At 70.7% G+C, this 23,022-nt stretch carries 22 protein-coding genes; 14 read left to right on the top strand and 8 right to left on the bottom strand.

Features of this window, described 5'->3' with window-relative positions; all coding sequences use genetic code 11:
• The first annotated feature begins 22 nt into the window (after window positions 1-22).
• Together efeU and ACFU8W_RS07900 are read left to right on the top strand one after the other, a co-directional pair.
• Window positions 23-994, top strand: coding sequence for an iron uptake transporter permease EfeU (efeU, locus tag ACFU8W_RS07905; RefSeq protein WP_345513005.1), 972 nt, complete (start codon window positions 23-25; stop codon window positions 992-994).
• On the top strand, window positions 927-1,862 hold the full coding sequence (locus ACFU8W_RS07900; protein ID WP_384033348.1) for a hypothetical protein: 936 nt from the start codon (window positions 927-929) through the stop codon (window positions 1,860-1,862). The genes efeU and ACFU8W_RS07900 overlap by 68 nt, the downstream gene beginning before the upstream one ends.
• A 91-nt stretch (window positions 1,863-1,953) precedes the next feature.
• Here ACFU8W_RS07900 and ACFU8W_RS07895 read toward each other — a convergent pair whose 3' ends face one another.
• The gene (locus tag ACFU8W_RS07895; RefSeq protein WP_345512879.1) at window positions 1,954-2,700 is read right to left on the bottom strand and encodes a bifunctional DNA primase/polymerase; all 747 of its coding nucleotides are present in this window, start codon (window positions 2,698-2,700) and stop codon (window positions 1,954-1,956) included.
• A 345-nt stretch (window positions 2,701-3,045) separates the two neighbouring features.
• Window positions 3,046-3,660: a TetR/AcrR family transcriptional regulator gene (locus ACFU8W_RS07890; RefSeq protein ID WP_327246702.1), complete on the bottom strand. Its 615-nt coding sequence runs from the start codon at window positions 3,658-3,660 to the stop codon at window positions 3,046-3,048.
• A gap of 197 nt (window positions 3,661-3,857) precedes the next feature.
• Here ACFU8W_RS07890 and ddaH point away from each other — a divergent pair, with 197 nt between their 5' ends.
• Window positions 3,858-4,760: a dimethylargininase gene (ddaH, locus tag ACFU8W_RS07885; RefSeq protein WP_345512881.1), complete on the top strand. Its 903-nt coding sequence runs from the start codon at window positions 3,858-3,860 to the stop codon at window positions 4,758-4,760.
• 115 nt (window positions 4,761-4,875) lie between these two features.
• Here the strand turns inward: ddaH and ACFU8W_RS07880 are convergent, their stop codons facing one another.
• Window positions 4,876-5,880 carry a small ribosomal subunit Rsm22 family protein gene (locus ACFU8W_RS07880; RefSeq protein WP_384033343.1) on the bottom strand — a complete coding sequence of 335 codons (1,005 nt, stop codon included), beginning with the start codon at window positions 5,878-5,880 and terminating at the stop codon, window positions 4,876-4,878.
• A 176-nt stretch (window positions 5,881-6,056) separates the two neighbouring features.
• Here ACFU8W_RS07880 and ACFU8W_RS07875 point away from each other — a divergent pair, with 176 nt between their 5' ends.
• Window positions 6,057-7,385 carry a hypothetical protein gene (locus ACFU8W_RS07875; protein ID WP_384033340.1) on the top strand — a complete coding sequence of 443 codons (1,329 nt, stop codon included), beginning with the start codon at window positions 6,057-6,059 and terminating at the stop codon, window positions 7,383-7,385.
• 103 nt (window positions 7,386-7,488) lie between these two features.
• On the opposite strand, the gene ACFU8W_RS07870 is transcribed toward ACFU8W_RS07875, so the two are convergent.
• A complete protein-coding gene (locus tag ACFU8W_RS07870; protein ID WP_384033337.1) occupies window positions 7,489-8,793 on the bottom strand; it encodes a multidrug effflux MFS transporter in 1,305 nt (434 codons plus the stop codon).
• Window positions 8,794-8,872: 79 nt separating this feature from the next.
• On the opposite strand from ACFU8W_RS07870, the gene ACFU8W_RS07865 reads away from it, so the two are divergent.
• The 5 genes from ACFU8W_RS07865 to ACFU8W_RS07845 all read left to right on the top strand — a co-directional run bounded on the left by ACFU8W_RS07865 (window position 8,873) and on the right by ACFU8W_RS07845 (window position 14,147).
• The gene (locus ACFU8W_RS07865) at window positions 8,873-9,874 is read left to right on the top strand and encodes a Gfo/Idh/MocA family protein (RefSeq protein WP_384033334.1); all 1,002 of its coding nucleotides are present in this window, start codon (window positions 8,873-8,875) and stop codon (window positions 9,872-9,874) included.
• Between the two features lie 222 nt (window positions 9,875-10,096).
• Window positions 10,097-10,870: an SDR family oxidoreductase gene (locus ACFU8W_RS07860; RefSeq protein ID WP_384033331.1), complete on the top strand. Its 774-nt coding sequence runs from the start codon at window positions 10,097-10,099 to the stop codon at window positions 10,868-10,870.
• Between the two features lie 159 nt (window positions 10,871-11,029).
• A complete protein-coding gene (locus ACFU8W_RS07855; protein ID WP_384033328.1) occupies window positions 11,030-11,908 on the top strand; it encodes a PhzF family phenazine biosynthesis protein in 879 nt (292 codons plus the stop codon).
• Window positions 11,909-12,176: 268 nt separating this feature from the next.
• Window positions 12,177-12,839, top strand: a complete 663-nt coding sequence (locus tag ACFU8W_RS07850) for a ScbR family autoregulator-binding transcription factor (protein ID WP_345512889.1) — start codon at window positions 12,177-12,179, stop codon at window positions 12,837-12,839.
• A gap of 171 nt (window positions 12,840-13,010) precedes the next feature.
• The gene (locus tag ACFU8W_RS07845; RefSeq protein WP_384033324.1) at window positions 13,011-14,147 is read left to right on the top strand and encodes a serine hydrolase domain-containing protein; all 1,137 of its coding nucleotides are present in this window, start codon (window positions 13,011-13,013) and stop codon (window positions 14,145-14,147) included.
• Window positions 14,148-14,185: 38 nt separating this feature from the next.
• Here the strand turns inward: ACFU8W_RS07845 and ACFU8W_RS07840 are convergent, their stop codons facing one another.
• Window positions 14,186-15,166: an aldo/keto reductase gene (locus tag ACFU8W_RS07840; RefSeq protein WP_384033322.1), complete on the bottom strand. Its 981-nt coding sequence runs from the start codon at window positions 15,164-15,166 to the stop codon at window positions 14,186-14,188.
• An 83-nt stretch (window positions 15,167-15,249) separates the two neighbouring features.
• Here ACFU8W_RS07840 and ACFU8W_RS07835 point away from each other — a divergent pair, with 83 nt between their 5' ends.
• A complete protein-coding gene (locus ACFU8W_RS07835; protein ID WP_384033319.1) occupies window positions 15,250-15,651 on the top strand; it encodes a MazG-like family protein in 402 nt (133 codons plus the stop codon).
• A gap of 113 nt (window positions 15,652-15,764) precedes the next feature.
• Window positions 15,765-16,667 carry a glycosyltransferase family 2 protein gene (locus ACFU8W_RS07830; protein WP_384033316.1) on the top strand — a complete coding sequence of 301 codons (903 nt, stop codon included), beginning with the start codon at window positions 15,765-15,767 and terminating at the stop codon, window positions 16,665-16,667.
• A gap of 54 nt (window positions 16,668-16,721) precedes the next feature.
• On the opposite strand, the gene ACFU8W_RS07825 is transcribed toward ACFU8W_RS07830, so the two are convergent.
• Window positions 16,722-17,162: a GNAT family N-acetyltransferase gene (locus tag ACFU8W_RS07825; protein ID WP_345512895.1), complete on the bottom strand. Its 441-nt coding sequence runs from the start codon at window positions 17,160-17,162 to the stop codon at window positions 16,722-16,724.
• A gap of 23 nt (window positions 17,163-17,185) precedes the next feature.
• Between ACFU8W_RS07825 and ACFU8W_RS07820 the strand changes: the two genes are divergently transcribed.
• The gene (locus tag ACFU8W_RS07820) at window positions 17,186-17,851 is read left to right on the top strand and encodes a ChbG/HpnK family deacetylase (RefSeq protein WP_384033313.1); all 666 of its coding nucleotides are present in this window, start codon (window positions 17,186-17,188) and stop codon (window positions 17,849-17,851) included.
• A gap of 57 nt (window positions 17,852-17,908) precedes the next feature.
• On the opposite strand, the gene ACFU8W_RS07815 is transcribed toward ACFU8W_RS07820, so the two are convergent.
• On the bottom strand, window positions 17,909-18,736 hold the full coding sequence (locus tag ACFU8W_RS07815) for a hypothetical protein (RefSeq protein WP_384033310.1): 828 nt from the start codon (window positions 18,734-18,736) through the stop codon (window positions 17,909-17,911).
• 1,112 nt (window positions 18,737-19,848) lie between these two features.
• Between ACFU8W_RS07815 and ACFU8W_RS07810 the strand changes: the two genes are divergently transcribed.
• A complete protein-coding gene (locus tag ACFU8W_RS07810; RefSeq protein ID WP_384033307.1) occupies window positions 19,849-21,045 on the top strand; it encodes a winged helix DNA-binding domain-containing protein in 1,197 nt (398 codons plus the stop codon).
• 277 nt (window positions 21,046-21,322) lie between these two features.
• Here the strand turns inward: ACFU8W_RS07810 and ACFU8W_RS07805 are convergent, their stop codons facing one another.
• On the bottom strand, window positions 21,323-22,252 hold the full coding sequence (locus ACFU8W_RS07805) for an LLM class F420-dependent oxidoreductase (RefSeq protein ID WP_384033304.1): 930 nt from the start codon (window positions 22,250-22,252) through the stop codon (window positions 21,323-21,325).
• A 287-nt stretch (window positions 22,253-22,539) separates the two neighbouring features.
• Here ACFU8W_RS07805 and ACFU8W_RS07800 point away from each other — a divergent pair, with 287 nt between their 5' ends.
• Window positions 22,540-23,001, top strand: coding sequence for an archease (locus tag ACFU8W_RS07800; protein WP_384033301.1), 462 nt, complete (start codon window positions 22,540-22,542; stop codon window positions 22,999-23,001).
• Window positions 23,002-23,022: the final 21 nt, after the last annotated feature.

Raw genomic sequence — 23,022 nt, 5'->3', positions numbered from 1 at the left:
AGCGGAAAAGGAGAACCGAAACGTGTTCAGCAACTTCCTGATCGGCCTGCGCGAAGGTCTTGAGGCGAGCCTGGTCGTCTGCATCCTCATCGCCTATCTGGTGAAAACCGGCAACAAGAGCAAACTGCTGCCGATCTGGATCGGTGTCGGCATCGCGGTCGTCGTCAGCCTGGCGTTCGGCGCCGGTCTCGAATTCGGTTCGCAGGAGATGACGTTCAAGGCGCAGGAGGCGCTCGGCGGTTCGCTGTCGATCATCTCCGTGGGCCTGGTCACCTGGATGGTGTTCTGGATGCGGCGCACCGCGCGGCATCTGAAGAAGGAGCTGCACGGCAAGCTGGACGCGGCGCTCGCGATGGGCACCGGGGCGCTCGTCGCGACGGCGCTGCTCGCGGTCGGCCGGGAGGGGCTCGAGACCTCGCTGTTCGTCTGGCGCGCGGTGCACGCGGCGGACGACGGCTGGCATCCGATGATCGGCGCGTTCCTCGGGATCGCCTCCGCCGTGGTGCTGGGCTGGCTGTTCTACCGAGGTGCGCTGAAGATCAACCTGGCGAAGTTCTTCACCTGGACCGGCGGCATGCTGGTGGTCGTCGCGGCGGGTGTCCTCGCATACGGCGTCCACGACCTGCAGGAGGCCGAGTTCCTGGGCGGTATCCACAACCGGGCGTTCGACATCAGCGCCACGATTCCGCCGGACAGCTGGTACGGCACGCTGCTGAAGGGCACCTTCAACTTCCAGCCCGACCCGACCGTTCTTCAGATCACGGTGTGGGCGCTGTATCTGATCCCCACGCTCGCACTGTTCCTTGCCCCGGTAGGGTTCGGACGGTCAGTGGGGGCGACGGATCAGAAGGCGCAGAAAGCAACGGATGAGAAGCCTGAGGCCGATTCGGCTGGCGACGGGGCTCGCGGCAGCGACAGTGCTGAGCATGACGGCGAGCGGGTGCGTGACGGTGCACGGCGAGCTGGAAGTCGTACCGGCGGCGACGAAGTCTGAGGCCGCGAAGGCCCTCGCGGACTTCACCACCGCGTACAACGCGGCGGACAAGGCCTACGATCCCGCGCTCGACGCGGACCGGGTGACCGGTTCGCTCGGCGCGATCAACCAGGCCGGTCTGAAGGCGCGGCAGAAGAACAACCCCGGCGGCAATGCCAACCACAGGCCGTTGGAGCTGACCGACGCCACCTATGTCATCCCGAAGAAGGCAGGCTGGCCGCGCTGGTTCGTCGCGGACACCGACTCCAACCGCGACCAGGACAGCGGGAAGCAGGACACCCGCTGGCTGATCGTCTTCCTGCGGTCCGGGCCCGACTCCGGGTGGCGGGCCGCCTATCTGTCGGTCGTGGCGCCCGCCGCGGTGCCCGCCTTCGCGAAGGACAGCGACGGGCGGGCCCGACCGGTGGCCACGGACAGCAGTGAACTCTCCGTGGCGCCCGAGGACTTGGGCACCCAGTACACGGAGTATCTGCAGAAGGGCGCGCCGGACGTGTTCGCCCCCGGGGTCGCCACCTCGGGCTGGCGGGACGCGCGCAGGACCACCCGCCAGGCGGGCTTCTCGTACCAGTACATCGACCAGCCGCTGGACAGCGGTACGTTCGGTCCGCTCGGACTGGAGACCGAGGACGGCGGGGCGCTGGTCTTCTTCAGCAGCAAGCACTTCGAGCAACAGACCGCGGCGAAGGGACTGCGTCCGCCCGTCAACGCGGATGTGCAGGCGCTGCTGACCGGTGAGGTGAAGACCACCCTCACCAAGGAGCGCGTCTCCAGCCAACTGGTGTACGTCCCGAAGAAGGGCGCTGCGAACGGCGCCAAGGTGATCATGCTGAACCGACTGCCGGGGCTCACGGCGGCGAAGGGCTCATGACGCCGTGGCCCCGGGAGCGGTGACCCGCGATCCGGTGGCCGTGATGTGGGAGACGGGGGGCGCAGGGCTCGTGAGGCCCCGCGCTCCGGCTTCAGCGGCTGAGCGGCCAGGCCACCGATCCGTGGTCGAGATCGCTCTGGTCCGCCGTGTCGGCGTACTGCGCGCAGGCGTCGGTGAGCGTCTCCAGCAGCGTCAGCGGGTCCGGCAGCGGGTTCTCCGGCCCGCGGACCCAGTGCACGTCCAGCTCACCGGGGAGCAGGGCGGGCGGCAGGAGCACGTAGCTGCCGCGGCAGTGCCAGCGCAGTCCTGGATGTTCGTCCATGGTCTCGGGGTGGCAGTCCAGCTCGCAGGGCCACCACTCGTCCTCGTCCTCGGGGGTGCCGCGGGTGGCGGTGAAGAAGAGCATCCGGTCCTCGCCGGACACGGCCACCGGGCCGACGTCGACATCCGCGGCGAGGAGCCGCTCCAGTGCCTGACTGCCCGCGGTCAACGGCACGTCGAGGACGTCATGGATCATGCCGGTCGCGGTGATGAAGTTGGCCTGTGGCTGGCTGCGGGCCCAGCGCTCGATCTGGGCGCGGTCGGTGGTGGACTGCGTCTGCCAGGCGAAGGAGACGGGGTGCCTGGCGGGAGTGGGACAGCCGATGCGTTCGCACGAACATCGGTAGCCGATCGGGTGGGCGGCGGGCGCGATCGGCATTCCGGCCTCGGCGACGGCCAGGAGCAGCGCCTCCCGGGCGGTGTCGTCGACCGCGCGCTGCTGCGGTTTGGGTCGCCGGCGCAGCCATTGGGAAAACTTGCTCTCTGTGCCGCGAGAACGGCCGAAATCGGCGCCCATCAATCCCCTTACCTCAGCGTTGCCCCTGCCCTATGGTCCCACCATCCTGCGCCCCGGGTGGCCAGAGTCCTGAAGCGGGGGCGCCGACCGATGCATTGATCAGGGCTCTTTTCAATCTTTTGTCCGGAAATGACAGGCGTGGCTATGACTGGCCGGTGCTGCGACCGGAAAGGTCGGCCGGGAGGCTCGCGTCGTCCGGTGCGGTGCATCGCAAGGCGGAGGATCGTCCTCGTACCGGACGGGCTCGGGTGAGGCGACAACGCGGCGAGGTACGGCGCCGGGCTTCGCGAGCCGGTGAACCTTTCCGGGAGGGGCACCAGGTGTGACTGTGTGGCACGGTGTGACTCAGCGAGCGGCCAGACCGTGCAGGGCGTAGTCGACGAGCGCGTCCGCGTACGCGTGGGTGAGCGGCCGGGTCCGCAGCAGCCAGCGATGGGTGAGCGGGGCGACGAGGAGCTCGAGGGCGATCCTCGGATCGATGTCGGCGCGCACGTCGCCCGCCTCCTGGGCGGCGCGCAGCCTGGTGACGTAGAGCTGCAGCTGCGGTTCGAGCAGCTTCTCGACGAATTCGGCGCCGAGCGCGGCGTCGACGATCCCCTCGGCGGCCAGCGCCCGGGTGGGCGCCTCGGTCACCGGGTCGTTCAGCTCGTCGACGGTGGCCCGCAGAACAGTCCTCAGGTCGGCCGCCAGGTCGCCGGTGTCCGGGATGGCGTACGCCGCCTCCCCGGCCTGCTCGGCGGCCCGGTTGCCGAGGTCGATGAAGGCCTCCATCAGGACGGCGGCCTTGGAGGGCCACCAGCGGTAGATCGTCTGCTTGCCGACACCGGCGCGGGCGGCGATGGCCTCGATCGTCGTCCTCGGGTAGCCGGCCTCGCCGACGAGGCCGAGTGCCGCGTCGTAGATCGCCCGGCGGGAGCGCTCGCTGCGGCGGCCGGGGTCGGGCGGCCTGTTCTCTGCCATGCCCGTCACGGTAGCAGCGGAGCGAGGCGAGACGTATCGTCTCCGCATCTCTCCGTAGACGTCACGGAGCATCCCGCAGAACCACCCGATCGGTTCACTGCGCGGTAGCTCCGAACGGCGCACCATGAGCTCACGCACAGACCCGTGCGAGCCCCGGCACCCCGCAGGCAACCCCTGCCGTCCGTGAGGAGCCCTCATTGCCTCGTGAAGCCACACCCTCATCGCTTCGTGAAGCCGCCGTCCCTTCGCCCCGCGAAACCACTGCTCCGGCGTCCCGCGAAGCCACCCCGCGCCGCTACCTGATGTGCGCCCCCGCCCACTTCAAGGTCACCTACTCCATCAACCCGTGGATGGACCCGACCAAGCCGGTCGATCTGCCTCTGGCGCAGGCCCAGTGGGAGGACCTGCGCGACCGCTACCGCGCGCTCGGCCACACCGTCGAGCTGCTCACCCCGCGCCCCGAGCTGCCCGACATGGTCTTCGCCGCGAATGGCGCCACCGTCGTCGACGGGCGGGTGCTGGGCGCCCGGTTCGCGTACCAGGAGCGGTACGCGGAGGCGGAGGCGCACCGGGACTGGTTCCGGGACCACGGCTTCACCGAGATCCATGAGCCGGACCACGTCAACGAGGGCGAGGGCGACTTCGCGGTCACCTCCTCGTATCTCCTGGCCGGGCGCGGCTTCCGGTCCAGTCCGCTCTCGCACGACGAGGCGCAGGAGTTCTTCGGCCGGCCGGTGATCGGCCTCGATCTGGTGGACCCGCGCTACTACCACCTGGACACGGCCCTCTGCGTGCTCGACGAGAGGGGCGACGAGATCATGTACTACCCGGGCGCGTTCTCGCCGGGCAGCCGGTCGGTGCTGCGTCGGCTCTTCCCCGACGCACTGATCGCCGAGGAGGCGGACGCCGCCGCGTTCGGTCTGAACTCGGTCAGCGACGGGCTCCACGTGCTGGTGCCGCAGGGCGCCGCGGGCCTCTTCGACCCGCTCCGGGCGCGCGGCTTCGAACCGGTCCCGATGGACCTGAGCGAGCTGCTCAAGGGCGGCGGCAGCGTGAAGTGCTGCACCCAGGAGCTGCGGAGCCAGGGGGGCACCCCCTAGCGTGTGTCGGAAGTCCCGCCGGCCGCCCGAAGGGTGGGCCCGGCGGCGTCCGGCGCCTTGCGATCGCACGCACCGGACGCCGCGAGCTGATCGGACTCCCATTCTGTGAGCTCCTCTAAGGGCTGTCCTCGTCGTGGGGCGGCGGCCAGGCGTCGCCCCACGCGATGTCCCGGGCGGCCCGGTACAGCTCGCCGTGCCGCTTGGTGACCGTGGAGCGCTGGAGGGCCTCGTCGCGCGTGCACAGGTCCAGCAGCACCTGCCCCTTGCGGATCTGCGGCTTGCGGGTGACCCGGGCGCGCACCGGTTCGGTGGCGAAGCGGGTCGCCACGACATAGCTGAACTTCTCGTCCTCGTACGGCAGAGAGCCGCCCTTCACCTGCCGGTGCAGCGAGGAGCGGCTGACCCGGGCCGAGAAGTGGCACCAGTCGGTGCCCGGCTCGATGGGGCACGCGTCGCTGTGCGGGCACGGGGCGGCAACCGTCAGTCCGGCGGCGATCAGCCGGTCGCGGGCCTCGATGACGCGGGCATAGCCGTCGGGGGTGCCGGGCTCGACGATCACGACGGCCTGTGCGGCGGCCGCCGCGGTGTCGACCAGCCCGGTGCGTGCCTGCGCCGTCAGTTCCTTGAGTACGTAGCTGATGGTCACCAGGTCCGTGGGGTCGAGCTCCAGTCCCGCGCCGATCCGGGCCCGCTTCCACTCGGCGGCGCGCAGGGCCTCGATGCCGGAGGCCTCGGCGAGCTCGCGGCCGAGGGTGAGCGCGGGCTCGGCCCAGTCCAGGACGGTGGTCCGCTGGCCTTCCCAGGCCCCGGCGACGGCCCAGCTCGCCGCACCCGTGCCGCCGCCGATGTCGGTGTGCGTGGCGGGCGTCCACTCCGGAGCGGCCTCACGGAGGGCGGCGAGGGCGGACCGCACCGCTTCGAAGGTCGCGGGCATGCGGTACGCGGCGTACGCGGCGACGTCCGAGCGGTCGCGGAGCACCGGGGCATCGGTGGGGGTGGCCCCCCGGTAGTTGGCGATGAGCCGGTCGACAGCCTGCGCGGCCTGCTTGGGCGGCAGCCCGTCGAGGAGTCCGGCCAGCGCCCTGCGCAGGGCTTCCGCGGTGGAGAGGGTGACGTTCACCGACGAATTGTAGGCGGATACGACCGGTTGTTCCCCGGCCGGCGCCTGCCCCGTCCCGCGCCCCGTCGTCCGGGACGGGACCTTCGCGGAACAGCGCCGGATCCGAACTCCTGGTAAACCCCGGCCAGTTGCTACGCTGACCGGCGCGACGCCAGGATTGCTCATCGGAGGGGACCATGAGACAGAAGATCGTGCGCCTGACTCTGGTCGCCGGTGTGCTCGTACTCGCCCTGCTGCTTCTGCTGGCCACGTGCGGTGCCGGGGGCAGCCAGGACACGAAGGACGCCGACAAGCCGGCGAAACCGGTGCCGACGCCCACGGGTCCGGGCCCGGCGACGCAGCTCACGGTTCCTCCCGCGTACACCACACAGAGCGGCTGGGAGCTCGTCAACACCTCTCCCGACTACGCGATCTCCCGGACGACGGGGCGCCTCGGCTATCTGCTGCGGGTCGCCGACAACCAGTACCGGCTGGAGACCATCGACTCGGAGACCGGGAAGGCGGGCTGGAAGGGCGAGAACTGGCGGCCGCCGGCCTCGAAGCACTCCCCGAAGCTGCTCCTGGTCACCAAGAACGACGTGGAGTACTTCGTCACCTGGACGTACGGAAAGGTCGGCGTGAACGCGCTGACCCCGGCCGACACGATCGTCTCCCTCGATGTGTACGACGTGAAGGACGGCGCCCGGCGGCGCATCGAGGTGCCGTGGTCCTCCGCCCCGAGCGTCATCGCCTCCGGCCCCGACATCCTGATCAGCGACGGTCGGACGACCAGTGTCGTGGTCGACCCGGCGACCGGGCGGATCTCGAAGATCGCTCCCTCGGCGCTGAAGTACCCGAAGGACTGCCCGTCCTGCAAGCAGCTCACCGAGGTGTTCGGACTGACGAAGAAGGGCCTGCTGGTGAGCGGGGCCCGGGAGTTCTGGGTACAGGGCGGCTGGTTCAGCCGGAACGTCGCCCCGAAGAACGCCGACCGCACCAGCGGGATCCCGACGACCGTGGCCCCCGGCTGGGTGCTGGCCAAGTGGCAGCTCGCCAAGGGGCAGAAGCCGGCGAAGACCCATGACCTGTGGGCGGTGCACGACGCGGAGACGGGGAAACCGGTGGCCACGGTGGAGTGCAACAAGGTGGCCATCAAGCCGGGCCAGTACCCGCAGGCCGTCATGTCGCCCTCGGGGGGCTATCTGGTGGCCGGGAACCTCGCCTTCGACCTGACGGCCAAGAAGGGTTTCTGCCTGGAGGCGCCGGACGGTTCGAAGCGACTGACGCTGGCCTCCGTCACGGACGAGGGCATCGCGTACGGCGCGACGAGCGTGCGCAACGCGACGGACGCCCTGAACGGTGGCGGCCGCCCGGTCGCCGTCGAGGTCGTCACCGGGACCCCGGAGGGACTGCCGTCCAATGTGCGGCTGCCGGGCGCGGAGGCGGAGGCAGGCGTCGGCGTGTTCCGGTGGACGGACGAGCGGGACCGGCTGCATCTGCTCGGCTACCCGCGCGCGCCCCACTGAGCTCCTCCAAGGGCTGTCCTGGTGGGGACGAGAACGTGGGGAGTGCCTGGCGTCGCGGTCCCGGCCGTGATCCGCCGGACACTCCCGGGTCGTTCCCGAGCTTCTACGACTGCCGTTGCCAGGGTCGGCACAGGCCCAGGAAGCAGACCATCGCGCCGACCGCGCACACGACCTGGACGACCGCCATCGGGACGGCCGTCTCCTCCCCCGCGATCCCGACGAGCGGTGAGGCGACAGCTCCGATCAGGAACGACGACGTACCGAGCAGCGCCGACGCGGAACCCGCTGCGTGCTTGGTGCGCATGAGCGCCTGGGCATTGGTGTTCGGCATCGCGAGCCCCATCGCGGACATCAGGACGAAGAGCCCGGCGGCGACCGGCACCAGACCGACCTCGCCGAAGACCCCGGACGTCATCAGCAGCAGCGCGACCGCCGCGAGGACGATGACGCCGAGCCCGAAGCCGAGCGCCTTGTCCAGGCTGATCCGGCCCACCAGCAGCCTGCCGTTGATCTGGCCGACGGTGATCAGACCGATGGAGTTGATGCCGAAGAGCAGGCTGAAGGTCTGCGGCGAGGCACCGTAGATCTCCTGGACCACGAACGGCGAGGCGCTCACGTAGGCGAAGAGCGCGGCGAAGGCGAGGCTGCCCGCGATCATGTAACCGGTGAAGACCCGGTCGCCGAGGAGCCCGCGCATGGTGCGCAGTGCCTCGCCGATCCCGCCGGTGTGCCGTTCCTCCGGCGGCAGCGTCTCGTGCAGCCACTTCCAGACGACGAGGGTGAGCACGACGCCGACGACGGTGAGAACGGCGAAGATGCCCCGCCAGTCGGTGAACCGCAGCACCTGTCCGCCGATCAGTGGCGCGACGATCGGTGCGACGCCGGAGATCAGCATCAGGGTGGAGAAGAACTTCGCCATCTCCACGCCGTCGTACATGTCACGGACGACGGCCCGGGCGATGACGATGCCGGCCGCGCCCGCCAGGCCCTGCAGGAGGCGGAAGCCGATGAGGAGTTCCGCGGTGGGCGCGAAGACACAGATCGCGGTGGCGAGCACGTAGACCGCCATGCCGAGCAGCAGCGGCCGGCGCCTGCCCCAGCGGTCGCTCATCGGTCCGACGACGACCTGGCCGAGCGCCATTCCGGCGAGGCAGGCGGTGAGGGTGAGCTGGACGGTGGCGGCGGGGGCGTGCAGGGCGTCGGTGACTGCCGGCAGCGCCGGCAGGTACATGTCCATGGAGAGCGGCGGAAGAGCGGTGAGACCGCCGAGGACGAGGGTGACGAGGAGTGCGGTGCGGCGGGCCGCGGCGGTGGCGGGCCCGGCACCGGTGCTCGCGGCGGTGCCGGGCCCGGCTGTGGCGTTCGATATGTCTGCGTGCTGGGCTCGGCTCACGCCGGTCTCCGGCATTCTCATCTCCAAATAGTTGAATCCGCCTCTATGCTCTCAGCTCAACCGGAGTGGTCGAGACCTTTTCTTGGGAGCAGGCATGAGCAGGACCGTGCGTTGGGGCGTGCTGGCTACGGGTGGCATCGCCGCGACCTTCACCGCTGACCTGCAGGCGATGCCCGACACGGAAGTGGTCGCCGTGGCTTCCCGTACGGACACGTCGGCGAAGGCGTTCGCCGAACGGTTCGGCATACCGAAGGCGTACGGCAGCTGGGCCGAGCTCGCCGCCGACGACGAGGTCGACGTGGTGTACGTGGCCACGCCGCACTCCGCGCACCGGGAGGCCACCGCGCTCTGCCTGGAGGCCGGAAAGCACGTGCTGTGCGAGAAGGCGTTCACACTCAATTCCCGGGAGGCGGAGGAGCTCGTGGCGCTCGCCCGGGACCGTGGCCTCTTCCTCATGGAGGCGATGTGGACGTACTGCAACCCGGTCGTCCGGCGGCTGACCGCACTGATCGCCGACGGCGCCATCGGCGACATCCGGACCGTGCAGGCCGACTTCGGGATCGCGGGTCCGTTCGGCCCGGACCACCGGCTGCGGGACCGGGCGCTCGGCGGCGGCGCGCTGCTGGACCTCGGGGTGTACCCCGTGTCGTTCGCTCATCTGCTGCTGGGTGAGCCGGACCGTGTCCAGGCCGATGCGCTGCTGTCCCCCGAGGGCGTCGACCTGAACACCGGCATGCTGCTGGGCTGGGAGTCGGGCGCCACGGCGCTGCTCAGTTGCTCGGTCACCGCCGACACCCCGCAGACCGCGTCGGTCACGGGCACCAGGGGGCGGATCGACTTCCCGCGCGGTTTCTTCTACCCGGAGCGGTTCGTGCTGCACCGGGAGGGTCACGACCCGGAGGAGTTCACCGCAGGGCCCGCGGGCGACGGGCTCAGCGGGATGCAGTTCGAACAGGCGGAGGTCCTGCGCGCGCTGCGGGCCGGTGAGACGGAGTCGCCGCTGGTGCCGCTGGACGGATCGCTGTCGGTGATGCGGACGCTCGATGCGGTACGTCACCGCATCGGCGTCCGCTACCCGGCGGACGACATCGGCTGACCCGGACGGAGGCAGGGCTTCACGCAGGCGTGAGGCCCTGGTTCCCCACCTCCGTGACGAACGATCCGCGGGATGAAGTGCGCATATGCGCGAATGCCGTGATGGTCACCAGCCGGCCCGGAGCTGCCGGAACCGGCGAGGAACGATCGAGGAATCACTCCGCGGAGCCGAACCGGCCGCCCGGCGGCGACTCTTGAGGCGAGAGGCGTACGCTGCGTCGTCATGAGCAACAAAGTGTTGAACCCCGACGTGAGGACGGCCGTCGTCACGGGCGCGGGCTCCGGGATCGGCCGCGCGGTGGCTCTCGCCCTGACGGGCGCCGGTTGGTCGGTGGCGCTCGCGGGCCGCCGCCCCGAACCCCTCGCCGAGACCGTGGAACTGGCCGGGCCGGACGCTCGGGCGATCACCGTCCCCGCCGACGTCTCCCGCCCCGAGGACGTGGACGCACTCTTCTCCTCCGTACGGGAATGGACCGGCCGGGTCGACCTGCTGTTCAACAACGCGGGCACGTTCGGCCCGCGCTCCGTCCCGGTCGAGGAGCTCTCCTACGAGGACTGGCGCACGGTCGTCGATGTGAACCTGACAGGGGCCTTCCTGTGCGCGCAGGCCGCGTACCGGCAGATGAAGGAGCAGCGCCCACAGGGTGGCCGGATCATCAACAACGGCTCGATCTCCGCACATGCGCCGCGCCCCCACTCGGTGGCGTACACGGCGACCAAGCACGCGATGACCGGGCTGACGAAGTCGCTGTCGCTGGACGGCCGCCCGTACCGGATCGCCTGCGGGCAGATCGACATCGGGAACGCGGCCACGGAGATGACGGAGCGGATGCAGACCGGCATCCTCCAGGCCAACGGCGAACTGGCGGTGGAGCCGGTGATGGCAGCGGCGGACGTGGCCCGGACGGTGGTGCACATGGCGGAGCTGCCGCTGGAAGCGAACGTGCAGTTCGCGACGGTCCTGGCGACGACGATGCCGTATGTGGGCCGGGGCTGACGATTCCCTGCGCGCCGCCGGGCGGCACTCCCGGACTCCTGCTCCTGGGCGAAGCGGGCACCGGCGTCAGGAACCGCCACCGCGCCCGTGGGTCGCGTCCGGGGCGCCGGCCCGCCCCGGGCGGGAATGCCCTGGGCCGGGGGAGAGTTGAGCAGCGTCATGAGTGAGATTTCAGGAACCGAGGTCCTGCGCTACACCGCCTTCTCCGCCGACCCGCAGGGCGGCAATCCGGCGGGGGTCGTCCTCGACGCGTCCCGCCTCGACGACGCGGCGATGCTCGCGATCGCGGCGGAACTCGGCTACAGCGAGTCGGCATTCCTGACCGGACCGGGCACTTCGGGTGAATCGGGCGGTCGCGGCTACACGATCCGCTACTTCAGCCCGAAGGCCGAAGTCCCGTTCTGCGGCCATGCCACCGTCGCGACAGCCATCGCACTCGCCGAGCGCAACGGCCCGGGTGACCTCGTGTTCACCACTCAGGCGGGTACGGTCCCGGTCACCGTCGCCCAGGAGGGCACCGAACTCCGCGCCACCCTCACCAGCGTCGAACCGCATGTCACGGATGTCGCCCCGGACGACCTGGCCGAGGCGCTGGCCGCCCTGGACTGGCCGGCCGGCGACCTGGACCCGGCCCTGCCGCCACGCATCGCCTATGCGGGCGCCCGTCATCTGGTGCTGGCCGCCGGAAGCCGGGAGCGCCTCGCCGACCTCGACTACGACTTCGCCCGTCTCGAAGCGCTGATGCACCGGCTCGACCTGACCACGGTCCAGCTGGTGTGGCGCGAGTCGGCGACCGTCTTCCACGTCCGCGACCCGTTCCCGGTCGGCGGCGTGGTCGAGGACCCGGCGACGGGTGCGGCGGCGGCCGCCTTCGGCGCGTACCTGCGCGAGCTGGCGCTCGTCCCGGACGCCGCGGTCCTCACCCTCCACCAGGGTCAGGACATGGGCCGCCCCGGCACGCTCGCGGTCGAACTGCGCGCGGGCGACGCGCGGGTGCGGGTGAGCGGCACGGGAACGCGTATCCCCGCGGCGCAGTGAGCAACCGGCCGAGGCCGGACCGCCGATGTCACCGAGGGGCGTGCCGGGCGTGGACGGTGCCGAAGCCCGTGCCCGGCCCGCGGTCGACGCGCGAGGGGCCGGGCGCCGTGTGAGGGAAGGCGGATCAAGACGTCCTCCCGGCGGATCCACCCCGGGACAGCCCTTAGGAGGCCGACCACCCCAGCAGTAGGATGCGTCAGTCCGGTTTCCCCTTTCAGTCAGACCCCTGTGGCGCCGACCACGCCACGACTAGAGAGACTCGTAGCTGATGGCCCAGCAGGCGCGCGCGATCCAGACTCGACGGTCGATCCTGGTGGCGGCCGCCGCCGTGTTCGACGAGCGTGGCTACAGCAGCGCCACCATCAGCGAGATCCTCGCCCGGGCGGGGGTGACCAAGGGCGCGCTGTACTTCCACTTCAACTCGAAGGAAGAACTGGCGCTCGGCGTGATGGACGTCCAGCTGGACAGTTTTCCGCTGCCGCCGCAGCCGACGAAGCTTCAGGAGCTGGTGGACCAGGGAATGATTCTCGCCCACCGGCTCCGCCACGAACCCCTGGTGAGGGCAAGTGTCGGGCTGGCGATGGACCAGGCGGTCGAGGGTCTCGACCGGGGTACCCCCTTCCGGGCCTGGATCGACCGGCTCGAGCATCTGCTGAGCGCCGCAAGGAGCCAGGGCGAGCTGCTGCCGCACGTGCATCCGCGTGAGACCGCCGAACTGCTGGCGGGCGCCTTCTCCGGAATCCAGGTGATGTCCCAGGTCCTGTGCGGGCGTGAGGACTTGGGGCGCCGGATCTCCGTACTGCTGCATTACGTCCTGCCGAGCATCTCGACGCCCGCCGTGCTGGCCACGCTCGACATGGCCGAGGATCGCGGCGGGCGGCTGCTCTCGCGGCTCGAATCCGTGCCGAGCCAGGCCGACGCCACCGGCTGAGTGCCCGGAGCCGCACCGTCCGGCCCGGAATCGTACCCGGCGGTCTGCGAGGCTCCCCCGGTTCTCCACCCTCGGACCGCCAATCGGGCAAAATTCATGCCACCGGCCCGGTGATTCCGGGCGGCGACGGAAGTCCTACCTCTGATCGCACGAGAGGGAGAGGGTGGACCGATGACGGCCGAGCTGCGAGACATTCTGGAAGCGCACGTGAGCAAGGGGCAGGTTCCGGGCGCGGTGGGCCTGGTGGCCCGTGGTGACCGGATCGAGGTGCGGACGGCCGGCTCGGTGGACGCCGAGGGCACCGCCCCGATGGCCCGGGACTCGATCTTCCGTATCGCCTCGCTGACCAAACCGATCACCGCCGCGGCGGTCATGCTGCTGGTCGAGGACGGCCGGATCGCGCTGGACGACCCGGTGGACCGATGGCTGCCGGAGCTGGCCTCGCCGAAGGTCCTCCGTACGCCTTCCGCTCCGCTGGACGACGTGGTCCCGGCGACCGGGCCGATCACCGTGCTCGACCTGCAGACCTTCCGCGCCGGGTACGGATTTCCGTCCGACTTCTCGCTGCCGGGGGTCGCCCCGCTGTTCAGTGAGCTGAAGCAGGGACCGGAACCGAAGTGCGTCCCGGCGCCGGACGAGTGGATGGCGACGCTGGCCCGGATCCCGTTGCTGCACCAGCCGGGCGAGGCCTGGTTGTACAACACCTGCTCCGACATCCTCGGTGTGCTGGTCGCCCGGGTCACCGGCCGTCCGCTGCCCGAGTTCCTCGCCGAGCGGATCTTCGAACCGCTGGCCATGATGGACACCGGCTTCGCGGTACCGCCGACGAAGCTCGACCGGTTCACCAGTTACTACCGCATCGATCCGGACGGCGGCACGCAGCTGGTGGACGCCCCCGACGGGCAGTGGAGCAGCGTGCCCCCGTTCCCGTCCGGCGCGGGCGGACTGGTGTCCACGGTCGACGACTGGTTCGCGTTCGCCCGCATGCTGCTCGCCGACGGCGACGGGCTGCTGTCGCCCGCATCGGTGCGGCAGATGACCACCGACCAGCTGACACCGGCTCAGCGCGCAGCAAGTGCCCTGTTCATCGAGGGGCAGGGCTGGGGCTTCGGCGGTTCGGTCGATGTCGAGACCGTCGATCAGTGGAACGTGCCGGGCCGCTACGGCTGGGTCGGCGGCACGGGAACGACGGCCCACCTCACTCCGTCCACCGGCACGGTCTCCATCATGCTCAGCCAGTTGGAGATGACCGGACCGACCCCGCCCGCCCTGATGCGGGACTTCTGGCGGTACGCGGCGGGCGCCTGAGGCCATGGGCGGCCCGGATCGGTCCGGACGGATCCCCGCTACGCCAGCAGCGCGCCGATCTCCGCCACCTGCTCGTCCCGCAGCGGCCCGTGGGCCATCGCCCCGGCATTCTCCTCGGCCTGGGCGACCGTCCGGAAACCGGGGATCGGCACGGTGTGCGGGCTGCGCGCCCAGAGCCAGCCGAGGGCGCCCTGCGCAAGGGTGCGGCCGTCCGCGGTCAGGATCTCGCGTACGGCGTCGACCCGCGCGGCCCACTCCGGTGCCGCGGCCCCGCCCGCCCCGAACCACTGCAGCCAGGCGGGCGGGGTGGCCCGGATGTCCCCCGCACCCCCGCGCCGGCCGGGGCCGTACGCGCCGGTGAGAAGCCCCATCGCGAGCGGGCTGCGGTTGATGCTCGCGAGCCCCTGATCCGCACAGAGCGCAAGCATCTCCGGCGCATCCTGAAGCACATTGCAGGCGTGCTGGACGGCGACGCAGTGTGCCCCCTCGGCGAACAGCGCGGCGCGCACCGGGTCGTCGGTGCTCCACGCGTACGCCAGGATCAGCCCCTCGGCCACGAACTCCTCACAGGCCTGACGGAGTTCGGCGGCTTCGTCGAGCGGAGCATCGGACAGGTGCAGCTGATAGAGGTCGATGCGGTCGGTGCCGAGCCTGCGGAGCGAGCCGATGAGCGCCTCGCGGGCGTACGCGGGCGAGCTGTCGCCGGCGATCAGCGTGCGGGCCCGCTCGTCGAAGCGGTTGCCCCACTTGGTGGCGATGACGACGTCGTCGCGGTTCCCCGCGAGGGCCCGGGCGAGAACGCGTTCGCTGTGCCCGGCCCCGTACACATCGGCCGTGTCGAAGAACGTCACACCGAGGTCGAGCGCCCGCCTGATCGCGGCCACGGACTCCTCGTCGTCGACCGCGCCCCAGCCGAGCGGATTGCCGTCCCGGTCCGCCCATTCGCCGCCGATGGCCCAGCAGCCGAAGCCGAGCGCACCTACCTCGGTCCCGTCGCGCCCCAGGGTCCTGTTCCTCATCTCTGTCTCCATGCCACGCAGGCTAGGAGTTGGAGTGCGCACGAGGACAAGCACCGGTGTCCGGACATGGCAGGCTGCACCGTATGAACGCCGACCTGAACGGCCGCCCGGACGGTACGGACACCGACGATGCGGACCGGTCTCCCTGGGAAACCGTCGACCACCTCCGCAGCTGGCTCGACGCGGGAACCGGCATCCGCCCCGAGCAGGATCTCCTGTTGCGGATGCTGAAACTCTCGGAGGAGGTCGGCGAGGTCGCCCAGGCCGTCATCGGGACCATCGGTCAGAACCCGCGCAAGGGCGTCACCCATTCCTGGCAGGACGTGGAGGCGGAACTCTGCGATGTCATCGTGACGGCGATGGTCGCCCTCCGCACCCTCACCCCCGAGGCGCCCCAGGTCTTCGCGGGGCATCTGCGCCGGATCGCGGCACGGGTGCCCTCGCCGGAGCGGACCGGTGAGTCCGACGGCGCCTCCGGTTCCTGACGGCCGATCCCCTACCGGGCAGCGACATCCGCCCCGTGGCAGGGCGGCGACCGACAGCTGAACATCGAGCGACTACGATCACGGGCACCGCAGCGAGCTCAGGAGTGCTGACCTTGTCCGAACCGCGCATCGGCGTATCCATCGTGACCATGGGTGACCGCCCGCAGCAGGTCGAGGCGCTGTTGGCCTCGGTGGCCATGCAGGACGTGCTGCCGACCCGTCTCGTCGTCGTGGGCAACGGCTCGCCGCTCCCGGACTTCACCGGCTTCCCCGGCCTGTCGGGCCTCGCCGGCGGCGTGACCACGATCGAGCTGGACGAGAACCTCGGTTGCCCCGGCGGCCGTAACGTCGCCATCGCGGCACTGGCGGAACTCGGGGACGTCGATGTCGTCGTCGAGCTGGACGACGACGGTCTGCTCGTCGACACCGGTGTGCTGCGCAAGGTCCAGGAGTTGTACGCCGCCGACCCGCAGCTCGGCATCGTCGGTTTCCGTATCGCCGACGAACACGGCGAGACGCAGCGCCGCCACGTCCCCCGACTGCGCGCCACCGACCCGATGCGGCGCGGCCCCGTCACGGCGTTCCTCGGCGGTGGCCACGCCCTCTCCATGAAGATGCTCGCGGAAACCGGCCCCTGGCCGGCGGAGTTCTTCTTCACGCACGAGGAGACAGACCTCTCCTGGCGGGCGCTCGACGCAGGCTGGAAGATCCTTTACGAGCCCGAACTGCTGCTCCAGCACCCCAAGACGTCCCCGGCCCGGCACTCGGTCTACTACCGGATGACGGCCCGCAATCGCGTCTGGCTGGCCCGCCGCAATCTGCCGCTCCCTCTGGTCCCCGCCTATCTGGGCATCTGGACCCTCCTCACCGTGGCCCGCACCCGCTCGGCCACGGGACTGCGCGCCTGGGCCGGTGGCTTTGCCGAGGGGGTCCGCACCCCGTGCGGGCGTCGGCAGCCGATGCGGTGGCGCACGGTGTGGCGGATGACGATGCTGGGGCGGCCACCGGTCATCTGACCCGGGCGTGCCGACGGGCGCCCGGTTCGCACGGGCGCCCGCCGACGGGCTCGCTCAGGCCAGTCGCAGATCGATGAAGGGCACGCTGTCACCCGGCAGCACATAGCGGTCGACCTCGACGAATCCGTGCGCGTGCGCGAACCGCAGCCCGTCCGGGTTGGTCGCCAGGACAACCGTCTCGATGACGTCCGCGCCGAGCTTTCGCGCCTGTTCCAGCCCCCGTGCGTAGAGTTGCGCACCGATCCCCCGTCGCCGGTGAGCGGGGAGCACCCGGGCAATGACGGTGGCCACCGATGCCTCACTCGTGGGCGGCCGCACCGTCGAACAGCCCACGAGGGCATCGTCGAGATAGGCCACCTCCAACCGGTGACGCCGGACACGCTCACGCACCTCGTCGAGAGACAACACGGCAGTGGGAATGATCGTGTTGTGAACGTGCTGCCAGTCCTGAAGCGTGGCTTCGGCGTCCACGTGTTCGAAGCGAAGATCACTCATCGCAGCAGGAAACCGTGCGCGCGGTGGGCCGTCAACCGACTTTCAGCACCCCGGACATCGGTGTCGCACCGGCCCGGAATTCCCGGTGGGGCCCGCTGACGCCGAAGGCACACGTCCCGTCCCTGCTCGACGACGCGGGCGATCTCTTCACTCCCGCCACCCGCTCCGAGCTCCTCGTCCGGGCCCGTATCGACGAGGTCGAATCCGAGTTCCGCGCGCAGATCGACGCCGTGTCCGACGCCGGTCTGTCCCCGACTCATCTGGACTGGCACTGCCTGGCCGACGGCGGACGCGACGACATCCTCGACCTGACCGCGGCGCCGGCCGCCGAGTACGGCCTGGCGGTACGGATCTGGCTCGAGCCGGGGCGCCGGAAGCTGCGGCGGCAGGGGCTGCCCGTCACCGATCGGCCGTTCCTGGACAGTTTCGCTCTGGACACCGACGGCAAGCCGGCCCGCTACGCCGAACTGCTGCGTACCCTGCCGACCGGTCTCAGCGAATGGGCGGTCCATCCGGGTCTCGGCAACGAGGAGGCACAGGCGATCGAGCCCGACGGCTGGCGTGTGCGCCGGACCGATTACGAGTTCCTCGTCTCGCCCCGGGCCGGCGAGATCCTCCGGGAGGAGGGGATCGTGGTGATCGACTACCGGCCCCTTCAGGAGAAGTGGGCCCGGACGGCAGCGGAATGACGGAATCCGCCACGCCGGTATCGGACTCGCCGCCGCCGGGAGGTCCGGTGCGGTTCCCTACCAGGAGGACGTGGGGCTGGTGGTGACCTGCCACTGATCGAGGATGCCGTCCCAGTCATGCATCGGTGCGGAGTTCATAGTGGTGTGAGAAGCCTGCTGGTCCCACGTCGTCGCCTGGTCCCACGTCGTCGTCTGGTGCGACGGGCGATGCTGGGTGGGGTAGTACCACTGCTGGGGCTGGGACACGGTGGGCGCCTCGGCGCCTTCGACGCGGCGGTGACGGCCGGAACGGTCCAGAGGCTGCGGGGCCCGGGTGAGGCGGCCCTGCGCCTCCAGGTATCGGGTGCGGGCGACGAGTCGAGGGAGATCGAGACCGAGCTCGCCTGCCAGTACGGAGAGGTCGGCCCCGGTGCTCCACGCACCGACCAGGACCGCGTCCACCGCCGACGACGACACGATTCCCTGAACCGCCTCCTCGGCAACCTCCGGGATGCCCGGGGCGTGAGGAGGGCGCGGAGGCGGGGCCGGAGCGTCATGGGGCACCGGCCTTTCCTCCGGTTCCGGGTACAGCGGGCATCTGTCCGCGTCCTCGGGAGACAGCTCGTGCGCATCCGCAGCGTGGTGGTCCAGGAGCGCCTTGGCGATTGCCCGGGCATCGTCCTTTCCCACGGTGCGGCGAGCCATGCGCACTTCGCGTTCATGGAGCCCGAGGAGATCCGCGACGGTCCCGTCGCTCCCCAGCGTCACCGCGAACGCAGCCAACGTCCGCATACGGTTCGCCTGTTGCTCGTCGAGGGTGCTCTGCGCATCGCGCACTTCCTCGTCATTTCTGAAATAGGCCCGCGCCAGTACGGCATGACGCTCCCACAGCTCCCTCGGTTCCATGCCGGGACCAACGCCCCTCCACAGGATTTGAAGCGATTTTCGGCTCAAAGGCACCAAGAAAGGTGAAACTCCATCTAATCTTGCCGTGTCGGGCCGTAGTTACCCAAATGGCGGTTGATCGTTACCACCGTCATGAACGCACCCTCATCCGCTACCGCCATCGGCAGGGGCTCGGCGGCATCCATTGCACACCCCTCGCAGGCCCCACGCCCCTCTCACGCCCGGCCGCGTCCGAGGCCCCAGCTGGATGCGGCACACGGAGCGCGCGCACCGCGCGAGCAGGTCACCGGCGCGTTCATGCCGGGTCGGACGCACACAGAGACGGCAAGTGACACACCGTTGTACGCCGAACTGGTGGCAAGTTGGTCAGCATGCGCCGCTACGGTGCCCGGCGCCCCCGACTCCGAATGGCAGCGCCTGACCTCCTATCAATCCTTTCTCTGCGAAGTCGAGTCGGTCCTCAGGGACCTTCGCCCCCACCGCGCCCCCGACACGCTGTGCAGCCCCACCGGTCCATCGGCCTACCCCATGGCCCTGAAGCAGACCCATGACGCGGCCGACGGTCGCCCGCACACGAACTGAAGGCCGTCCCGCGCGCATGGCGCGGCCGCTCCCGTCGCCGCGACACAAAAGCGGCAACGGGAGCGGTGGAATCGGTGGCGGTCAGGGGACCGGGCGTTTCCCCTCTCCGGTGACCACCCGCCCGGACGCATGGGCCCCACCCCGGAGGAGCGTGAGCGGAACGCAGCCCTCCGGGGGCCACCCCGCAGCTCGCGACGCGGCGACGCGCTGGCCGAAAATCGCCGGTCGAGGACCACCGTGCACGGCCTCCGCACACCGGGGGGAATGCGTCACCGCGCACCCGGACGCGTGCGGGCCCGATCGACGCCGGGCTGCCGCGACCGACTCCGGAACGGACCGGATCCGCAAGGAAGTTCGCCTGGAGAAAGTCCGATGACGGGCAGCTCTCGGATCACGACGGTGGGGGCTGCGGTCTCGATCAGGTGCCGGCGTACGGGTTGGGCCGGCGTACGGGTTAGGGTGCACAGCCGGGTGCTCCGCGCGCGTCGTCGGTGCCGGGTTCACGACATGGGGAATGAGACGGTCACGACATGAGAATCACGGCGCGAGAGCTCAACCGCTCCACGCTCGCTCGGCAGTTGCTGTTGCAGCGGGAGACTCTCGGCGTCGCGGACGCGGTACGGCGCGTGGTCGCGCTGCAGGCGCAGCAGGCGGCCTCGCCCTACCTCGCGCTGTGGAACCGGCTCGCCGACTTCGACCCGGCCGATCTCGATTCGGCCTTCGCCGGCCACACGGTCGTCAAGTCGACCCTCATGCGGATCACCTTGCATGCCGTCCACATCGACGATTTCCGGGCCTTTCGTGAGGCCGTGCAGCCGTTGCTGCGTGCCTCCAGGCTGGGTGACCGCTTCACGGCGTCCGGGCTGACTGCCGACGACGCCGACGCACTGGTTCCGGAGCTGCTGGCGTTCGCCGACCGGCCGCGAACCGCCGCGGAGTACGAGGCCTGGCTCGCACAGCGGCTGGGTGCGCCGCCGAAGCCCGGAGCCTGGTGGGGGCTGCGGCAGTACACGCCGCTGCTGCACGCACCCACCACGCCCCCGTGGTCCTTCGGCTCCCGTCCGTCGTATGTCGCGCCCCCGACCCGACCGGTGCTGGCGAACCCGGAGGTGTCCGCCGCGTCGCTGCAGACGCTGGTCAAGCGCTATCTCGAGGGGTTCGGACCTGCATCGGTGGCGGACGTGGCACAGTTCGCACTGGTCCAGCGCGCCAGGGCCAGGACGGCGCTGCGGGCTCTCGCCGGTGACGGTGACATCGAGCGGCTGGAAGGGCCGAACGGCGAGGAGCTGTTCGACACCCCGGGCGCATCGCGTCCGCACGAGGACACGCCGGCACCGCCCCGGCTGATGGCCATGTGGGACAGCATCCTGCTGGCCTACTCCGACCGCAGCCGTGTCATCCCACCGGACTACCGCACGCTCGTCACCCGCAGGAACGGCGACGTGCTGCCGACCCTGCTGATCGACGGGTACGTCGCCGGTGTGTGGCGTCCGGCCGAGGGAGGAATCGAGGCGACCGCCTTCCACCCCCTACCGGACGACATCTGGGAGCAACTGGCCGCCGAGGCCCGGTCAATGACGGCCTTCCTCGCCGACCGCGATCCGGAGGTCTATCGCCGCTTCGACCACTGGTGGAGCAAGCTGCCGAGCGCCGAGGCCCGGCTGCTCCCCGGCCATGGAAACGGCGCGCCGAACATCAGCCGGGATCGCCCGGCGCTCGACGGGTGAGGGTGGAGACCCGCCGGTTCGGTGAGTGAGTCGGTGGAGCCGTCCGCGGCAGCGACAGCATCGGGATCATCGGTCCGCCGGTGCCCCCTGTCCGCGCGGCGGACAGGGGGCACCGGGCGTAGCTGACCAGCACCCGATCGTGAACACCGGCTCATGCTTCGGGGAGGACCCCTGGCAGGCACCCGCCGCAATCCGAGGGGCGGATGCGGGGGTGTGCCGTCGGCGGGGCAGGGCCCAGTCCCGCCGACGGCGGACCGGTGCTTCCTCGGCGCGACCGTCAGACGCCCGCCGCTCGGGCCGCCCGATACACCTCGGCCGCCACATCGGCCAGTTCGGCGGCGTCTCGCGTCGTCGCCTGGAGGTCCAGCAGGATCTCCGTCACGCCCACTGCAGCATGGGCCACCAGGTCCTCCACGATCTGGGCCACGCTGCCCTGGAAGGGCTGCCGGTCCGCGCCCTCGAACGGCTTGGCGCTGTACGTCGCGTTGGCACGGGCACACACCTCGATCGGCCTCTGCCTGCCACGCTCGGCCGCCAGGTCCTGTACCCGCCGCCACTGCTCGGCCAGTGTCGAGGGGCCCATGGCCACAGGCATCCAGCCGTCCGCCCGGTCCACCAGCCGGCGGCCGGCGCGTGGGCTGTTCGCCGGCAGATAGACCGGGATGGGGCGAGCGGGCTTGGGGCCGACCTCGGCCGGTGCGATGGTGGTCAGCTCGCCCCAGTACGAGACCGGGTCCGGGCCCCAGACGGCCGCGCAGACGTCCAGCAGTTCGTCCAGGACCGCGCCGCGCTTCTCGAAGGGGGCGACCGAGGCGGCCGCGTACTCGTCGAGCGACCAGCCGGTTCCGAGGCCCGCGACCACCCGGCCGCCGCTCGCGACGTCGAGCGAGGCGAGCGATCGGGCCAGCTGGAACGGTACGTGGAGCGGGGCGACCAGGACGCTGGTGCCGAGCCGGGCCCGGTCGGTGGCCGCGGCGGCCAGTGTGAGGGTGACCAGCGGGTCGGCGACGCTGCGGTACTGATCGGGCCACGGCAGCCCCGGTACGCCGTACAGCCCCTGGGTGGCCGGCTCCGGAAAGAGCACGCGCTCGAAGACCCACAGGCTCTCGTACCCGGCGTCCTCCGCCGCACGTGCCACCGTGGCCACGTCGCGACCGATGTCGTACTGCTTCATCTGCGGAAGACCGAGACCGAGCGAGACCGGCATGCGTGCACTCCTTCACGAGGACAGCGGGACAACTACCGTATGTCATATGTCGATTGCCTGCGGTCAACAGGACGGGCAGGGGTGGTGAATGTGCGTGGCGCCGACGGGCGGCTTCCAGCCCTTGACGGCCGGCCCTGCCGACCGCCCCGTGGCCGGTGACCGCGTGCGTCGCCTCGTGCAGGTTGCCCCGAAGCGGTGTACGGGACGACCCTGGAGGAGGCATCGCCTGCGGCTCGGAGAACTCGGCATCAGGCTGTGCATCCGGAGACGACGGAGAGGTGCCGACCGTGGACGGTCGGGAACCTGTGGGGAAGCAGCCCGACGCGCATGGCCACCGGGCTGTGCCACACACCGCGGACATGCGGGTGGAGGCGTGGTCGCCGACGGCCGAGGGCTGCATCGGCGAGGCGGTGCGCGCGGTCGTGGAGGGGTTCGCCGACACGTCCGGGGCAGCAGTCGCCGGGGAACGCGAATACGCGGTCACGGCGGAGTCCGACGAGGATCTGCTGGTGTCCGTCCTGGAGGAGGTCGTCTACCGGATGGATACCGACGGTGAAATCCCGATCGATGTGGAGGTGGGGCCGATCCGGTCGGCGGGGGACGGCCGGGAGCTGTCGGTCCGCTTCCGCATGGCAGACGTCGGCACCGCCGTGCCGGTCGGTGCGGTACCCAAGGCCGTTTCGCTGCACGACCTCCAGCTGCGCGGTGGCCCCGGCGGCTGGACCTGCCGGGTGACCCTCGACGTCTGAGCCGGGGCGGGAAAGGGACGG

It is taken from the genome of Streptomyces sp. NPDC057565 (assembly GCF_042801455.1).
Taxonomy (GTDB): Bacteria; Actinomycetota; Actinomycetes; order Streptomycetales; family Streptomycetaceae; genus Streptomyces; species Streptomyces yanii.
This window is presented reverse-complemented; position numbering and strand designations above follow the sequence as displayed.

What these genes read in the sequence shown, in the direction of transcription:
- ACFU8W_RS07870 (WP_384033337.1), bottom strand. Translation starts at nt 8,793, where the DNA reads ATGCCGGAGACCGGCGTGAGCCGAGCCCAGCACGCAGACATATCGAAC.
- ACFU8W_RS07860 (WP_384033331.1), top strand. Translation starts at nt 10,097, where the DNA reads ATGAGCAACAAAGTGTTGAACCCCGACGTGAGGACGGCCGTCGTCACG.
- ACFU8W_RS07900 (WP_384033348.1), top strand. Translation starts at nt 927, where the DNA reads ATGACGGCGAGCGGGTGCGTGACGGTGCACGGCGAGCTGGAAGTCGTA.
- ACFU8W_RS07855 (WP_384033328.1), top strand. Translation starts at nt 11,030, where the DNA reads ATGAGTGAGATTTCAGGAACCGAGGTCCTGCGCTACACCGCCTTCTCC.
- ACFU8W_RS07825 (WP_345512895.1), bottom strand. Translation starts at nt 17,162, where the DNA reads ATGAGTGATCTTCGCTTCGAACACGTGGACGCCGAAGCCACGCTTCAG.
- ACFU8W_RS07875 (WP_384033340.1), top strand. Translation starts at nt 6,057, where the DNA reads ATGAGACAGAAGATCGTGCGCCTGACTCTGGTCGCCGGTGTGCTCGTA.
- ACFU8W_RS07865 (WP_384033334.1), top strand. Translation starts at nt 8,873, where the DNA reads ATGAGCAGGACCGTGCGTTGGGGCGTGCTGGCTACGGGTGGCATCGCC.
- ACFU8W_RS07815 (WP_384033310.1), bottom strand. Translation starts at nt 18,736, where the DNA reads ATGGAACCGAGGGAGCTGTGGGAGCGTCATGCCGTACTGGCGCGGGCC.
- ACFU8W_RS07895 (WP_345512879.1), bottom strand. Translation starts at nt 2,700, where the DNA reads ATGGGCGCCGATTTCGGCCGTTCTCGCGGCACAGAGAGCAAGTTTTCC.
- ACFU8W_RS07810 (WP_384033307.1), top strand. Translation starts at nt 19,849, where the DNA reads ATGAGAATCACGGCGCGAGAGCTCAACCGCTCCACGCTCGCTCGGCAG.
- ACFU8W_RS07845 (WP_384033324.1), top strand. Translation starts at nt 13,011, where the DNA reads ATGACGGCCGAGCTGCGAGACATTCTGGAAGCGCACGTGAGCAAGGGG.
- ACFU8W_RS07850 (WP_345512889.1), top strand. Translation starts at nt 12,177, where the DNA reads ATGGCCCAGCAGGCGCGCGCGATCCAGACTCGACGGTCGATCCTGGTG.
- ACFU8W_RS07890 (WP_327246702.1), bottom strand. Translation starts at nt 3,660, where the DNA reads ATGGCAGAGAACAGGCCGCCCGACCCCGGCCGCCGCAGCGAGCGCTCC.
- ACFU8W_RS07835 (WP_384033319.1), top strand. Translation starts at nt 15,250, where the DNA reads ATGAACGCCGACCTGAACGGCCGCCCGGACGGTACGGACACCGACGAT.
- ACFU8W_RS07805 (WP_384033304.1), bottom strand. Translation starts at nt 22,252, where the DNA reads ATGCCGGTCTCGCTCGGTCTCGGTCTTCCGCAGATGAAGCAGTACGAC.
- ACFU8W_RS07840 (WP_384033322.1), bottom strand. Translation starts at nt 15,166, where the DNA reads ATGAGGAACAGGACCCTGGGGCGCGACGGGACCGAGGTAGGTGCGCTC.